Source organism: Pseudomonas sp. FP453 (genome assembly GCF_030687495.1).
Taxonomy (GTDB): Bacteria; Pseudomonadota; Gammaproteobacteria; order Pseudomonadales; family Pseudomonadaceae; genus Aquipseudomonas.
In genome coordinates, this window is the sequence record NZ_CP117435.1 from 4293329 (window position 1) to 4307640 (window position 14312).

Sequence of the window (14312 nt, forward strand, 5' to 3'; positions counted from 1 at the left end):
GTCTCCTGTGGGAGCTGGCTTGCCTGCGATAGCCATCTGTCTGTGCCAAATGTGTTGGCTGGCACACCGCTATCGCAGGCAAGCCAGCTCCCACATTCAGATCTATTCAAGGCCGAGAAATCGGGTGATTTCGTCGCGCTTGGCCAACGCATCCCGCCGCCCCAACTCGATCAACTCGCTGCAATACCCCGCCTCGAACAGCAAGTAACTCAACACCCCCGCCCCGCTCGTCTTGGTTGCCCCTGGCCCACGCAAGAACAGGCGCAACGCTGCCGGCAATTCCTGGCGATGCCGTGCCGCGATCTCGTCGATGGGCTGGCTCGGCGCAATCACCAGCACTTCCACCGGCGCCAGGCCACGGGCCGCGCTGTCGGCCGGCTGGAAATGGCTGAACTGGTTGAGGCGTTCCAGCAACTCGATATCACTTTCCAGGCTGTCAATGAACGTGCTGTTGAGCATATGCCCGCCGATCTGCGCCAGGGTCGGCTCCTGGCCGGTGAACGTGCGCTGCACAGCCGGCTCATTGCCACGGGGGTTGCCGCTGACGCCCACCACCAGCACCCGACTGGCACCCAGGTGCAGGGCCGGGCTGATGGGCGCGGATTGCCGCACGGCGCCATCACCGAAGTATTCGTGGTCGAGTTTCACCGGGGCGAACAGCAACGGGATCGCCGAGCTGGCCAGCAGGTGCTCAACGGAGAGTTGCGTCGGTACGCCGATACGCCGATGGCGCAACCAGGCGTCGATGGTGCCGCCGCCCTGGTAGAAGGTCACCGCCTGTCCGGACTCATAGCCAAAGGCCGTCACCGCGACCGCATGCAGGTGCTTGTTACGGATGGCCTCGTCGATGCCGTCCAGGTGCAGCTTGTCCTTGAGCAACGCCTTCAGCGGTGTGCTGTTGAGCAGCGCCACCGGCATTTGCGAGCCCAGCCCGAGCAAACTGTGAATAAAGAAGCGACTCGCCTGGCGAATCACCCCCGGCCAATCACTGCGTAGCACCAGATGACTGCGAAAGCCCTGCCAGAAGGCCGTAAGGCGCTGGATCGCCGCAGTGAAATCCGTGGCACCGCTGGCCAGGCTGACGGCATTGATCGCGCCGGCCGAGGTGCCGACGATCACCGGAAACGGGTTCGGCGCCCCTGGCGGCAATAGCTCGGCAATCGCCGCCAACACCCCCACTTGATACGCCGCTCGCGCCCCACCGCCGGAAAGAATCAAGCCTGTAACCGGTTCAGCTGGGCGCATCGCGTCACTCCATGTGGGGGAAAGGTCGGTCTTTTGTGGCGAGGGAGCTTGCTCCCGCTGGGCTGCGTAGCGGCCCCAAAATCTGGGGAGCGCTTCGCACTCCAGCGGGAGCAAACTCCCTCGCCACAAGTGTTCGTCTGTTTTATCGGCGGCGTTTTTCGTACAGCTTGGGCTCACCCGGTGGCCGGCTCTTGAAGCGGCGGTGGGTCCACAGGTACTGCTCGGGGCATTGGCGTACCGAGGCTTCGACCCACTGGTTGATGCGCAGGCAGTCGGCCTCATCACTTTCGCCCGGGAAGTCGGTCAACGGCGGATGGATCACCAGGCGGTAACCGCTGCCGTCGGCCAGGCGCTCCTGGGTGAACGGCACCACCAGTGCCTTGCCCAACTTGGCGAATTTGCTGGTGGCCGGCACCGTGGCGGCCTGGATGCCGAACAGCGGCACGAAGATGCTCTGCTTGGCGCCGTAGTCCTGGTCCGGCGCATACCAGATCGCACGGCCGGCGCGCAGCAGCTTGAGCATGCCGCGCACGTCTTCGCGCTCGATGGCCAGGGAGTCGAGGTTGTGGCGCTCGCGGCCACGGCGCTGGATATAGTCGAACAACGGGTTGCCGTGTTCGCGGTACATGCCATCGATGGTGTGCTTCTGCCCCAGCAACGCCGCTCCGATTTCCAGGGTGGTGAAGTGCAGGGCCATGAGGATCACGCCCTTGCCATCCAGTTGGGCCTGCTTGAGGTGCTCCAGCCCTTCGACGTGGGCCAGGCGCGCCAGGCGCTGGCGCGACCACCACCAGCTCATGGCCATCTCAAAGAAGGCGATGCCGGTGGAGGCAAAGTTTTCTTTAAGCAAATGTTTACGCTCTTTCGCGGATTTTTCCGGGAAGCACAGTTCCAGGTTTCGCGCGGCGATGCGGCGGCGTTCGCCGGCCACACGGTACATCCCCGCACCCAGCAGGCGACCAATGGTCAACAGCGCACGGTAGGGCAACTGGGTGACCAGCCACAGCAGGCCGAGCCCCAGCCATAACAGCCAGAAACGCGGGTGAAAAAATACAGCTCGAAAACGCGGGCGATCCATTACAGATTCCGGTAAAGACAGGGCCGCGCATTCTACAACGGTTCGACTCGGCTTGCGGCCAGTGGATGTTCTCGTTATAAGTCTCGACACTTTTCGTGACAAGCCGCTTTATGCCGACCATGAGCCAAACCGAACCGCTAGACCAAGATCCCGTGTTCCAGCTGAAAGGCAGCATGCTCGCCATTACCGTGCTGGAACTGGCCCGCAACGACCTCGACGCCCTGGACCGCCAGCTCGCCGCCAAGGTCGCCCTGGCGCCGAACTTTTTCAATAACGCCCCGCTGGTACTGGCCCTGGACAAACTCCCGGCTGGCCAGGGCCTGATCGACCTGCCCGGCCTGATGCGCGTGTGCCGCTCCCATGGCCTGCGCACCCTGGCGATTCGTGCCAGCCGTATCGAAGACATTGCCGCGGCCATCGCCATTGAACTGCCCGTACTGCCGCCGTCCGGCGCGCGGGAGCGACCAATCGAACCATTGGTCGCTGAAGAGAAGAAAAAACCGGAAAAACCGCCGGCACCGACGATCAAGCCTACAAAGATCATCACCTCGCCCGTACGCGGCGGGCAGCAAATTTACGCCGAGGGTAGCGACCTTGTAGTGATCTCCTCGGTCAGCCCAGGGGCGGAACTTCTCGCCGATGGCAACATCCATGTATACGGCCCGATGCGTGGCCGTGCCCTGGCCGGCATCAAGGGTGATACCAAGGCGCGGATTTTTTGCCAGCAATTGACCGCTGAGCTAGTGTCCATCGCAGGCCGTTACAAGGTTTCCGAAGATTTGCGCCGTGATCCGCTGTGGGGGGCCGGGGTACAAGTCAGCCTGTCGGGCGATGTGTTGAACATCATCCGTCTTTAACGGATACTGCCGCATTTTCCAAGCATCTCTAGACTCTGATAGCACAGCGAAACTGGCATTACTTGTGTAGGAACATCTGAAGGTTGGCGTTTTTTCTGCGCAAACCCGTCTTTTCCCTACAAAGGCTGTCCGCCTGCGGCGAGTTCCAAGAGATGTTTTTCAGGGACTGAAAAGTCCTTTTTCCTTAGGGGTGAAACACCTTGGCCAAGATTCTCGTGGTTACATCCGGCAAGGGTGGTGTGGGTAAGACCACCACCAGCGCCGCTATCGGTACCGGCCTCGCTCTGCGCGGCCACAAGACAGTCATCGTCGACTTCGACGTCGGTTTGCGTAACCTCGACCTGATCATGGGCTGCGAACGCCGCGTGGTGTACGACTTCGTCAACGTGGTCAACGGCGAAGCCAACCTGCAACAGGCCCTGATCAAGGACAAGCGCCTTGAGAACCTGTACGTACTGGCTGCCAGCCAGACCCGCGACAAAGATGCGTTGACCAAGGAAGGCGTAGGCAAAGTCCTCGCTGAACTGAAGGAAACCTTCGAATACGTGGTGTGCGACTCCCCGGCCGGCATCGAGACCGGTGCTCACCTGGCGATGTACTTCGCCGATGAAGCCATCGTCGTGACCAACCCGGAAGTGTCCTCGGTACGTGACTCGGACCGCATGCTCGGCCTGCTGGCCAGCAAGTCCCAGCGCGCCGAAAAGGGTGAAGACCCGATCAAGGAACACCTGCTCCTGACCCGTTACAACCCTGAGCGCGTCAGCAACGGCGAAATGCTCGGTGTTGAAGACGTGAAGGACATCCTCGCAGTGACCCTGCTGGGCGTGATCCCGGAATCCCAGGCCGTGCTGAAGGCATCCAACCAGGGCGTGCCGGTGATTCTCGATGACCAGAGCGACGCCGGCCAGGCGTACAGCGATGCGGTTGATCGCTTGCTCGGCAAGACCGTGGAACATCGCTTCCTCGATGTAAAGAAGAAGGGATTCTTCGAGCGTATCTTTGGAGGCAACTAAACAATGAAATTTCTCGACTTCTTTCGCGCCAACAAAAAGCCAAGTACCGCGTCGGTAGCGAAAGAGCGTCTACAGATCATCGTGGCGCACGAACGCGGCCAACGCAGTACGCCGGACTACCTGCCAGCCTTGCAGAAGGAACTGGTCGAGGTGATCCGCAAGTACGTCAATATCGGCAACGATGACGTGCATGTCGCCCTGGAAAACGACGGCAGCTGCTCGATTCTGGAACTCAATATCACCCTGCCTGATCGTTGATCGAACAGGCGGCCGCCACGGCGGCTCGTTCATCCTGATCCCTGTTTGGGCGACGGATGGGCGAGCCGCCGTTGGCGTTTGTTACGAGGCTGTTTAATGCCGCTGTCCAATATCCACATCATTCATCAGGACGACGCTGTCCTGGTGGTGAACAAGCCGACCCTGCTGCTCTCGGTGCCTGGCCGCGCCGACGACAACAAAGACTGCCTGATCACCCGCCTGCAGGAAAACGGCTACCCCGAAGCCCGCATCGTCCATCGCCTGGACTGGGAAACCTCAGGGATCATCCTGCTGGCCCGCGATGCCGACACGCACCGCGAACTGTCCCGCCAATTTCACGACCGTGAAACCGAAAAAGCCTACACCGCCCTGGCCTGGGGCCAACCGGAACTGGACAGCGGCAGCATCGACCTGCCCCTGCGCTACGACCCGCCCACCAAGCCGCGCCATGTGGTGGACCACGAATTCGGCAAACACGCGCTGACCTTCTGGAAAGTGCTGGAACGCTGTGGCGACTGGTGCCGTGTGGAGCTGACGCCGATTACCGGGCGTTCGCATCAACTGCGCGTGCACATGCTTTCCATCGGCCACCCGCTGTTGGGCGACGGCCTGTATGCCCACGAACAAGCCCTGGCCGCCTGGCCACGCCTGTGCCTGCACGCGAGCATGCTCAGCTTCACCCACCCGCAAAGCGGCGAGCGTTTGCGCTTCGAGTGCCCGGCACCTTTTTGACATGCAAATCCGATCAAATGTGGGAGCTGGCTTGCCTGCGATAGCGGTGTATCAGCCCCACATTTTTACCTGACACACCGCTATCGCAGGCAAGCCAGCTCCCACAATGGTTCTGTGTTTTGCTCAAGAAAGTAGCTTCGCGCCAAATTCCGAGCCAATACGGTAAACTCCGCGCATTGCTGTCTGGAGCTATTTATGCGCGAAGCGTTGAATCAAGGCCTGATCGACTTCCTCAAGGCCTCCCCTACTCCTTTTCATGCCACTGCTGCCCTGGCCCAGCGCCTGGAAGCCGCGGGTTACCAGCGTCTCGACGAGCGCGAAACCTGGGCCACCGAGGCCAACGGGCGCTATTACGTGACCCGCAACGACTCCTCGATCATCGCCTTCAAGCTCGGCCGTCACTCGCCGTTGCAGGGCGGTATCCGCCTGGTCGGCGCCCACACCGACAGCCCGTGCCTGCGGGTCAAGCCCCAGCCCGAGCTGCAACGCCAGGGCTTCTGGCAGTTGGGCGTCGAAGTCTACGGCGGCGCGCTGCTGGCGCCGTGGTTTGACCGCGACCTGTCCCTGGCCGGTCGCGTGACCTTCCGCCGCGACGGCAAGGTCGAAAGCCAACTGATCGACTTCAAGCTGCCCATTGCCATCATTCCCAACCTGGCCATCCACCTGAACCGTGAAGCCAACCAGGGTTGGGCGATCAATGCGCAGACCGAGCTGCCGCCGATCCTCGCGCAATTTGCCGGCGACGAGCGCGTGGACTTCCGCGCCGTGCTTACCGAGCAGTTGGCCCGCGAACACGGGCTGAATGCCGACGTGGTGCTCGACTACGAGCTGAGTTTCTACGACACACAAAGCGCGGCGGTGATCGGCCTCAATGGCGACTTCATCGCCGGCGCGCGCCTCGACAACCTGTTGTCGTGCTACGCCGGCCTGCAAGCCTTGCTCACCAGCGAAACCGATGAAACCTGCGTGCTGGTGTGCAACGACCACGAAGAGGTCGGCTCCTGCTCGGCCTGTGGCGCCGATGGTCCGATGCTGGAACAGACCCTGCGCCGCCTGCTGCCGGAAGGGGATGAATTCGTACGAACCATTCAGAAATCCCTTCTGGTCTCTGCGGATAACGCCCACGGTGTGCACCCGAACTACGCTGAGAAGCACGACGCCAACCACGGTCCCAAGCTCAACGCCGGGCCGGTGATCAAGGTCAACAGCAACCAGCGCTACGCCACCAACAGCGAAACCGCCGGGTTCTTCCGCCACCTGTGCATGGCCGAAGAAGTGCCGGTGCAGAGCTTCGTGGTGCGCAGCGACATGGGCTGCGGCTCGACCATCGGCCCGATCACCGCCAGCCACCTGGGCGTGCGCACCGTGGACATCGGCTTGCCGACGTTTGCCATGCATTCCATTCGCGAGCTGTGCGGCAGCCATGACCTGGCGCATCTGGTGAAGGTGTTGGGGGCGTTCTACGCCAGTCGCGATCTGCCCTGAGACCGCGGCGCGGCCATCGCAGGCAAGCCAGCTCCCACATTTGATTTGTGAACACATTCAAATGTGGGAGCTGGCTTGCCTGCGATGGCGATCTCCCGAACACCCCAAGGCTATCTGACACACATCAACACCATTTCCCGCAATCCGACCTAGACTTGTCAGTATTCCCACTCCGACAAGGCCGTCGCACCATGATCTCCATGTCCTCCTTCCACGCCATGCTTATCCCGATCCTGATCGGCATGATCATGCTGGCCGTGGGCTTCAACTTTCGCGACAAGCCCCTTGGCGTGTTCGGCATGTGGATCGGCATGCTGCTGATCCTCGGCACCGTGGTGTACAAAATCCTCGCCAAACTGGCCGAATGACCCCTGCCCTCGTACACTCGGTCAACCCGTCGTGTTCAAGGTTGACCGCCTAGTGTTCTCCCGCCTGCTTGCCCTGCCCTGCTACCTGCTCATCGCCCTGCTCACCTTGCTGCCGCTCGCGCCTGCCCACGCCGTGGGCCTGCCCGGCTTGCTCGGCAGCGGCAACAAAGCCCAGCCCCAGGCCGAAGTGCCGCTCGGCCAGTCGCTGGACGAGGTGATCAAGACCCTGGAAAACGACCAGCAGCGCACCCAGCTGCTGAGCGATCTGAAAAAACTGCGCGCCGCCACGCAAAAAGCCCAGCCCGCCGCCGAAGAAGGCGTGCTGGGGTTGATCGGCGGCACGCTGGCCAATCTGGAAGCGCAGTTTTCCGGGGCCGACAGCCCGTTGGGGCGCTGGTCCGATGAATTCGAGCAAGCCAAGGATGAATTCAGCGCCCTGCTGCTGCCGGCCAACGAATGGCTGCCGATCATTTTCGGCTTTGCCTTGATCCTGGCGGTGTGGAGCCTGCTGGCCTATGCGCTGATCTGGCTCAGCCACCGCGTGCGCGAGCGTTTCGGCCTGCCCGAAGAGCTGCCGCAACACCCACGCACCTGGGACATGGTGCGCTTCGCCCTGCGCAAACTGGGGCCATGGCTGATCGCGTTGGTGATCACGGTGTACCTGAGCTACGTGCTGCCGTCGTCCCTGGGCAAATCCCTGGCGATGGTGCTGGCCTATGCGCTGGTGGTCGGCACCTGTTTCTCGGCGATCTGCGTGATTGCGTTTTCGGTACTCGACGGCCCGCACCGCCATCGTGCCCTGTATATCCTGCGCCACCAGGCCTTCCGCCCGTTGTGGTGGATCGGCAGCTTTGCCGCCTTCGGTGAAGCCTTGAGCGACCCACGGCTGGTCCAGGCCCTGGGCCAGCACCTGTCCCACGCGGCGGCCACCGTTGCCAATGTGATGGCGGCGTTGTCCACCGGCGTGTTTATCCTGCGTTTCCGCCGGCCGATTGCCCACCTGATCCGCAACCAGCCGCTGTCGCGCCGCCTTACGCGCCGCGCCCTGAGCGACACCATCGAGATCATCGGTTCCTTCTGGTACATCCCGGCCTTGCTGCTGGTGGGCATCTCGCTGTTCGCCACCTTTGTCTCCGCCGGCGACACCAGTACCGCCTTGCGCCAATCCCTGTTGTGCACGGTGTTGCTGGTGCTGTGCATGGTGATCAACGGCCTGGTGCGGCGTCACGCGCTCAAGCCTCAACGCGGGCACAAGCGTCATGCGCTGTATTCCGAACGCCTGAAAAGCTTTGTCTACACCCTGGCCCACTTGGTGGTGTGGCTGGTGTTTATCGAACTGGGCCTGCGGGTGTGGGGCCTGTCGCTGATTCGCTTTACCGAAGGCGACGGCCATGAAATCAGCGTCAAGCTGTTCGGCCTGGCCGGCACGTTGCTGTTTGCGTGGCTGATCTGGATCCTCAGCGACACCGCGATCCACCACGCCCTCACCCGCTCGCGCAAAGGCCTGGCGAATGCGCGGGCGCAGACCATGATGCCGCTGATCCGCAACGTGCTGTTCGTGACCATCTTTATCATCGCCGCCATCGTCGCCCTGGCGAACATGGGCATGAACGTCACGCCGCTGCTGGCCGGTGCCGGTGTGATCGGCCTGGCCATCGGCTTTGGCGCACAGTCGCTGGTGGCGGACTTGATCACCGGCCTGTTCATCATCATCGAAGACTCCCTGGCCATCGACGACTACGTGGACGTCGGCGGCCACCTCGGCACCGTCGAGGGCCTGACCATCCGCACCGTGCGCCTGCGCGATATCGACGGCATCGTGCACACCATTCCGTTCAGCGAAATCAAGAGCATCAAGAACTACTCGCGGGAGTTCGGCTACGCGATCTTCCGGGTGGCGATCCCGTACAACATGGAAATCGACGACGCGATCAAGCTGATGCGCGATGTCGGCCAGAAGATGCGCAACGACCCGCTGCAACGCCGCAATATCTGGTCGCCATTGGAGATTCAGGGGGTGGAGAGTTTTGAGTCGGGCAGCGCGATCCTGCGCGCACGGTTCAAGACGGCGCCGATCAAGCAGTGGGAAGTGTCGCGGGCGTTCAACCTGTCGCTGAAGCGGCATCTGGATGAAGCGGGGTTGGATCTGGCTACGCCGCGCTTGAGTGTGCAGGTGGTGACGGGGGCGTCGGGCGGGCTGGAGAAAGAGAAAAATACCTAACAGGCAACGCAATCTTAATGTGGGAGCTGGCTTGCCTGCGATAGCGGTCTATCAGTAAGAAATGTGGGGCTGGCCCACCGCTATCGCAGGCAAGCCAGCTCCCACATTTGATCTGCGGCGTCACTCAGCCTGCGATCGCAGCACCATCCATTTTCTGGCGCAGGCTCAACGGGCGCATATCGGTCCAAGTCTCTTCGATATAGGCCAGGCACTCTTTCTTCAAGCCGCTCTTGCCCACGGTGCGCCAGCCTTCCGGCACGGCTTTGTAATCGGGCCAGATGGAATACTGCTCTTCATGGTTGACCACTACCTGAAACAGGATGTCGTCGCGGTCAAATACTGAGGTCATTGCTGTTCTCCATCGCTAAAAGGCTGGCTGCGCACCACGCGCAGCGCTGATATCTGTAGAAACGTACAGAGCCGCAGAAAAATTAGAGGCTGGCGACCGCTGCGCCCAAGGCGCGGCCGAAGATTTCGGCCACCCGGTCCACTTCAACAGCGGTGATCACCAGTGGCGGCAGGAAGCGCACCACACTGCCATGGCGCCCGCCCAGCTCCAGGATCAGGCCGCGCTTGAGGCATTCGCGCTGCACCAGCGGTGCCAGTTGGCGATGCACCGGCGGGTGGCCCTGGCTATCGACGGCGCCTTGCGGGTCGACCAACTCCACACCCAGCATCAGCCCACGCCCGCGAATATCCCCCAACTGCGGAAAGTCGCGTTGCAGGATGCGCAGGTGTTCACCCAGGCGCTCGCCCATGGCGGCGGCATGGCCGGCCAGGTCGTGCTCCTTGAGGTAGCGCATCACCGCCGAACCTGCCGCCATGGCCATCTGATTACCCCGGAACGTCCCGGCATGCGCGCCCGGCAGCCAGGTGTCGAGCCAGTCGCGGTACACCACCACCGCCAGCGGCAGGCTGCCGCCGATGGCCTTGGACATCACCACCACATCCGGGATGATGCCGGCGTGTTCAAAGGCGAACATTTTGCCGGTGCGACCAAAACCACTCTGGATTTCATCGACGATCAACGCCACGCCGGCGCTCTCGGTGATGCGGCGCAGGCCGCGCAGCCAGTCAAGATCGGCCGGGATCACGCCGCCCTCGCCCTGCACCACTTCGACAATCACCGCCGCTGGCAGCAATACCCCGGCTTCCGGGTCGTTCAGCAGGTTTTCCAGGTAATGCAGGTTGACCCGCACCCCCTCCGCGCCACCCAGGCCGAACGGACAACGGTAGTCGTAAGGGTATGGCAGGAATTGCACGCCATTGCTGAGCAACGCACCCAAGGGCTTTTTCGGCCCCAGGCTGCCCATCAGGCTCAAGGCGCCCTGGCTCATGCCGTGGTAGCCGCCCTGGAACGACAGCACCGTGCTGCGTCCGGTGGCCGTGCGCACCAGCTTCAACGCGGCTTCCACCGCATCCGTGCCGGTGGGCCCGCAGAACTGGATTTTCGCTTGCTGCGCCAGCTCTGGCGGCAGCAGGCCGAACAGGTCCTGCACAAACTGGTCCTTGACCGGCGTGGTCAGGTCCAGGGTGTGCAACGGCAACTCGTCGCTCAACACTTGCTGGATCGCCGCAATCACCACCGGGTGGTTATGCCCCAGCGCGAGGGTGCCGGCGCCGGCCAGGCAGTCGATGAAACTGCGGCCTTCCACGTCTTCAACGTAGATGCCCTTGGCCCGCTTGAGCGCCAGGGGAATGCGCCGCGGGTAACTGCGGGCGTTGGATTCCTGCTGGCGCTGGCGGGCCAGCAACGGAGAATCGTCGAACTGGTAGAGCGTTTCGTGAAGCGGGGTGTCTTCGATATGGCTGATAGCGACGGACATTACTCGATCCCTCATCTGATTCCTGTTCTGGAAACGCACCAGCGGGGGGAGGATTTAGGCCTGTGGTCGCTAAAAAGCCAGAGTGGGCAATGACATCCCCCAGGCAGACACAAATCCAAACTGTGGGAGCTGGCTTGCCTGCGATAGCGGTGTGTCAGATTAAGAGTTCTTCGCTGATCGACCGCTATCGCAGGCAAGCCAGCTCCCACATTTGGACCGAGTTCGGCACAAGCGACGTGTATGCGGTCAGAGGCTGCGGTACTTTTCGTTCAGGGCATACAAGATCGCGCAGGTCTGCGCATCCAGGAACCCGCCATAATCCCGCGGCCGAAAGTGCATCTGGAACGCCCGCGTGCGCTGTTCAAACGCCCGCCGGTTCTGCGCAGGCTTATAGCCGTAACGCTGAAACGCCCGCTCCACCTCGACCTCCGGCGGCAAGCCGAGGCAAAACCGGCGCTGGTACATTGCCCGCGTCGACTCATCGAACCAGGCGCCGATCCCCGCCTCATGCAGGCGCTGCCACGGCAGGCGCGGGCCGGGATCACTTTTGCGCCAGTACGCCACGTCCGAATGCCCGAGGATGTCGCTCGGGCCGATCTGCGGGTAACGGCCAAGAATGTCGCGCACCAGCGCGATCAATACATCGATCTGTTCCTCAGCGTACGCAGGAAAAGTGAACACGCCACCGTCATCCCGCGCCAGGTTGACGATTTCGATGCCAATCGCGCGGCTATTGAGGTTGTCCCGACCGCCCCACTGGCTGACGCCGGCATGCCAGGCGCGCTGGCCTTCGTCCACCAGGCGGAATGCGCGCAACTCCTCATAACCGGCGGCGCGGTAGCTGGGCTCATCCGGGTCGGGCACCAGATAGTGCGCGCTCACGCCATCGCGCGTCAGGGTGCGCAGGGATGAGCCAAAGGGCGCGGCGGTGTAATGCAGGATCAGTTGGCGCACGGTCTCGCCGTTGCGTTGATTGAAATCCTTGGAGGGAAAACTGGTATCGATCACCAACATGAAAGCTGTCCTTTTCAGTCCAGGCCGAATCATTCAGCCCGTTCAAACGCAAAAAAATTACCGCCATCCTGAAGGGTTGAATGCCAGGCGGGCGGTAATTATTTGGGACTTGAAAGAAAAGCTCAGCGCCGCAGCGGCATGCCCAATTCGACACGCAGGCCATCGGCCCTGCTGTCGAACTTCAACGAGCAAGAGCAGCGCTGCACGATCGCCTGCACGATCGCCAGGCCCAGGCCGCAGCCTTCGCTGTTGCCATTGCGCCAGAAACGCTGGGTGAGGTATTGCAGGTCCTCGCTGGAGATCTGCTTGCCGTGGTCACGCACGCGGAACACCACATGCTCGGCGTCGGTGAATACGTTCAGCTCTACGCGTGTATCGGCGGGTGTGTGGCGCAAGGCGTTATCCAGCAGGTTGCGCAGGGCCGCGACCGCCAGGCCCACCGGCATTTCCACCGGGGTGTCGACGAGGTTGTCCGCCAGGGTCAGGTCGATGCGCCCGTTGTCGCCGGCGTTGGCGTCCTGGATGGCCAGTCGCGCGACTTGCTCGGCGCTGGATTGCAAACCGTCGTCAAACGACAGGCTGCCTTCCACCCGCGCCAGCAACAGCAGTTGCTCCAGGGTCCGATGCAGGCGGTCGGCGCCCTCCTCGGCATGGGCCAGGGACTGGTCGCGAGCGGCGCCGTCGGTCATGCGGGCCACTTGCAGGTGGGTCTTGATGGCTGTCAGCGGGCTGCGCAGTTCATGGGCCGCGTCGCCGGTGAGGCGGCGCTCGCGTTCGATGGCCTTGGCGATACGCTGGAACAGTTGGTTCTGGGTGTCGAGCAGCGGCTTGAGTTCGCTGGGCAGCGGATGGATCTGCAACGGTTCCAGGGAGTCGGCACTGCGCCGCATCAGCGCGTCACGCATGCGGTTGAGCGGCACCAGGCTCTGGCCGATCCCAAGCCACAACAGGCACAGGCAACCGAGCATCGCCACGCCCACCGGCACCGAAGCGGCGAGCAGGATCGACAGGTTCAACGCTTCACGCTCCACCTGACGGTCAGCGGTGGTGATCAACAAGTCGCCACGGGACAAGGTGAAACTGCGCCACGCCGCGCCGTCGATAACCTGGTCACGAAAGCCGCTGCGCATGGATTCCAGGCCCTCGTCCGGGGTGGTGTGGCTGCGGGCCAATACTTCACCGCGCAACGAACTGACCTGGCAGGCCATGCCGCCCGGCACATTCAGGGGCTTGGCGCCAAAATGCTTGCCCACGCTGGAACTGGCCAGGCCCGGCATCTCTTCCATCAGCCCGGCGACCATGCGCGCCGAGGCCACCAGACGCTGGTCGAGGGAGAACATCATCTGGTTGCGCAGGTCGTTGAGCATCCAGGCCGCCGCCAGGGCCCAGATCAACACAAAGGCGGCGCCCAGCTTGAACGTCAGGCGCAGGCGCAGGCTTTTCACGACGCGTCCTCTCCGCCATCCGCCGGGCCCAGGCGGTAGCCGAGGCCGCGCACGGTCTCGACGATGCCGTTGCCCAACTTGCGGCGCAGGTGGTGGATATGCACGTTCAACGCGTTGCTTTCCAGTTCGTCATTGAAGCCGTAGACGCTGTCCTTGAGCTGCTCGCTGGACAACACGCGGCCCTTGTTGTGCAGCAGGGCTTGCAGCAACGCCTGCTCGCGGCGGGACAGGTCCACCGGCTCGCCACCCAGAAAGGTCTCGCGACTGCTTGGGTCGTAGGCCAGGCGGCCATGCTCGATCAGGTTGACGCTGCGCCCGGCCATGCGCCGCAACAGGGTTTGCAGGCGCGCGGCCAGTTCGCGCAGGTCGAAGGGCTTGAGCAGGTAGTCGTCGGCACCGGCTTGCAGGCCGTCGACGCGGTTGGTCACGGAATCCCGTGCGGTAAGGATCAGCACCGGAATCTCCAGGCCCTGGCTGCGCAGTTGCTGCAACAACTTGAGGCCATCTTCGTCCGGCAAGCCGAGGTCGAGCACCATGATGTCGAACGTCGCCGCCTTGAGCATGGCCCGTGCAGCCGCCGCCGTGCCCACGCGCTCCACGGTAAAACCCTGGGCGGTGAGGCCGGCCACGATGCCGCTGGCGATCAGATCGTCGTCTTCGCAGACCAGTACGTGCATGCTGAACCCTTCATGAAAGATGGCGTGATTAAACGTGCAGCCGATTAAGTGCAGATTATGCCGCTAAAAGATCCATGCTCAGCGATTCCCTAC

14 protein-coding genes are annotated in these 14312 nt (G+C 62.5%); 7 read left to right on the plus strand and 7 right to left on the minus strand.

Translation table 11 applies throughout. The features are described 5' to 3' along the window. Nucleotides 1-102: 102 nt before the first annotated feature. Nucleotides 103-1245 (minus strand): patatin-like phospholipase family protein, encoded by a 1143-nt coding sequence (locus tag PSH87_RS19475; RefSeq protein WP_017737538.1) that lies wholly within the window; start codon nucleotides 1243-1245, stop codon nucleotides 103-105. 142 nt (nucleotides 1246-1387) lie between these two features. Next, the gene (locus tag PSH87_RS19480; RefSeq protein ID WP_305430751.1) at nucleotides 1388-2323 is read right to left on the minus strand and encodes a lipid A biosynthesis lauroyl acyltransferase; all 936 of its coding nucleotides are present in this window, start codon (nucleotides 2321-2323) and stop codon (nucleotides 1388-1390) included. A gap of 119 nt (nucleotides 2324-2442) precedes the next feature. On the opposite strand from PSH87_RS19480, the gene minC reads away from it, so the two are divergent. From minC to PSH87_RS19515, 7 genes are all read left to right on the plus strand, one after another. After that, nucleotides 2443-3180, plus strand: a complete 738-nt coding sequence (gene minC, locus PSH87_RS19485; RefSeq protein ID WP_026136878.1) for a septum site-determining protein MinC — start codon at nucleotides 2443-2445, stop codon at nucleotides 3178-3180. A gap of 200 nt (nucleotides 3181-3380) precedes the next feature. Continuing rightward, complete coding sequence (gene minD / locus PSH87_RS19490; protein ID WP_017737535.1) at nucleotides 3381-4193, plus strand: septum site-determining protein MinD; 813 nt, start codon at nucleotides 3381-3383, stop codon at nucleotides 4191-4193. Between the two features lie 3 nt (nucleotides 4194-4196). After that, a complete protein-coding gene (gene minE / locus PSH87_RS19495; RefSeq protein WP_003175252.1) occupies nucleotides 4197-4451 on the plus strand; it encodes a cell division topological specificity factor MinE in 255 nt (84 codons plus the stop codon). A 96-nt stretch (nucleotides 4452-4547) separates the two neighbouring features. Then, nucleotides 4548-5183: an RluA family pseudouridine synthase gene (locus PSH87_RS19500; protein ID WP_017737534.1), complete on the plus strand. Its 636-nt coding sequence runs from the start codon at nucleotides 4548-4550 to the stop codon at nucleotides 5181-5183. A gap of 195 nt (nucleotides 5184-5378) precedes the next feature. Then, nucleotides 5379-6668 (plus strand): M18 family aminopeptidase, encoded by a 1290-nt coding sequence (locus PSH87_RS19505; protein ID WP_017737533.1) that lies wholly within the window; start codon nucleotides 5379-5381, stop codon nucleotides 6666-6668. Nucleotides 6669-6859: 191 nt separating this feature from the next. Next, entirely contained in the window at nucleotides 6860-7036 is a 177-nt protein-coding gene (locus PSH87_RS19510) for a hypothetical protein (protein WP_010208820.1), read from the plus strand. 52 nt (nucleotides 7037-7088) lie between these two features. Further along, entirely contained in the window at nucleotides 7089-9257 is a 2169-nt protein-coding gene (locus tag PSH87_RS19515) for a mechanosensitive ion channel family protein (protein ID WP_305430755.1), read from the plus strand. 124 nt (nucleotides 9258-9381) lie between these two features. Here the strand turns inward: PSH87_RS19515 and PSH87_RS19520 are convergent, their stop codons facing one another. The 5 genes from PSH87_RS19520 to PSH87_RS19540 form a co-directional block, all read right to left on the minus strand. Continuing rightward, entirely contained in the window at nucleotides 9382-9606 is a 225-nt protein-coding gene (locus PSH87_RS19520; protein WP_017737531.1) for an MbtH family protein, read from the minus strand. An 82-nt stretch (nucleotides 9607-9688) separates the two neighbouring features. After that, complete coding sequence (locus PSH87_RS19525; protein WP_305430757.1) at nucleotides 9689-11083, minus strand: aspartate aminotransferase family protein; 1395 nt, start codon at nucleotides 11081-11083, stop codon at nucleotides 9689-9691. Nucleotides 11084-11329: 246 nt separating this feature from the next. Then, entirely contained in the window at nucleotides 11330-12097 is a 768-nt protein-coding gene (locus PSH87_RS19530) for an N-acetylmuramoyl-L-alanine amidase (RefSeq protein WP_017737529.1), read from the minus strand. Between the two features lie 122 nt (nucleotides 12098-12219). Continuing rightward, nucleotides 12220-13542 carry an ATP-binding protein gene (locus PSH87_RS19535; protein ID WP_305430758.1) on the minus strand — a complete coding sequence of 441 codons (1323 nt, stop codon included), beginning with the start codon at nucleotides 13540-13542 and terminating at the stop codon, nucleotides 12220-12222. Beyond that, entirely contained in the window at nucleotides 13539-14219 is a 681-nt protein-coding gene (locus PSH87_RS19540) for a response regulator (RefSeq protein ID WP_017737527.1), read from the minus strand. The genes PSH87_RS19535 and PSH87_RS19540 overlap by 4 nt, the downstream gene beginning before the upstream one ends. Nucleotides 14220-14312: the final 93 nt, after the last annotated feature.

Coding starts and splice junctions, on each gene's coding strand:
- minC (WP_026136878.1), top strand. CDS start 2,443: ATGAGCCAAACCGAACCGCTAGACCAAGATCCCGTGTTCCAGCTGAAA.
- minE (WP_003175252.1), top strand. CDS start 4,197: ATGAAATTTCTCGACTTCTTTCGCGCCAACAAAAAGCCAAGTACCGCG.
- PSH87_RS19475 (WP_017737538.1), bottom strand. CDS start 1,245: ATGCGCCCAGCTGAACCGGTTACAGGCTTGATTCTTTCCGGCGGTGGG.
- PSH87_RS19510 (WP_010208820.1), top strand. CDS start 6,860: ATGATCTCCATGTCCTCCTTCCACGCCATGCTTATCCCGATCCTGATC.
- PSH87_RS19525 (WP_305430757.1), bottom strand. CDS start 11,083: ATGTCCGTCGCTATCAGCCATATCGAAGACACCCCGCTTCACGAAACG.
- PSH87_RS19540 (WP_017737527.1), bottom strand. CDS start 14,219: ATGCACGTACTGGTCTGCGAAGACGACGATCTGATCGCCAGCGGCATC.
- PSH87_RS19505 (WP_017737533.1), top strand. CDS start 5,379: ATGCGCGAAGCGTTGAATCAAGGCCTGATCGACTTCCTCAAGGCCTCC.
- PSH87_RS19500 (WP_017737534.1), top strand. CDS start 4,548: ATGCCGCTGTCCAATATCCACATCATTCATCAGGACGACGCTGTCCTG.
- PSH87_RS19520 (WP_017737531.1), bottom strand. CDS start 9,606: ATGACCTCAGTATTTGACCGCGACGACATCCTGTTTCAGGTAGTGGTC.
- PSH87_RS19530 (WP_017737529.1), bottom strand. CDS start 12,097: ATGTTGGTGATCGATACCAGTTTTCCCTCCAAGGATTTCAATCAACGC.
- PSH87_RS19480 (WP_305430751.1), bottom strand. CDS start 2,323: ATGGATCGCCCGCGTTTTCGAGCTGTATTTTTTCACCCGCGTTTCTGG.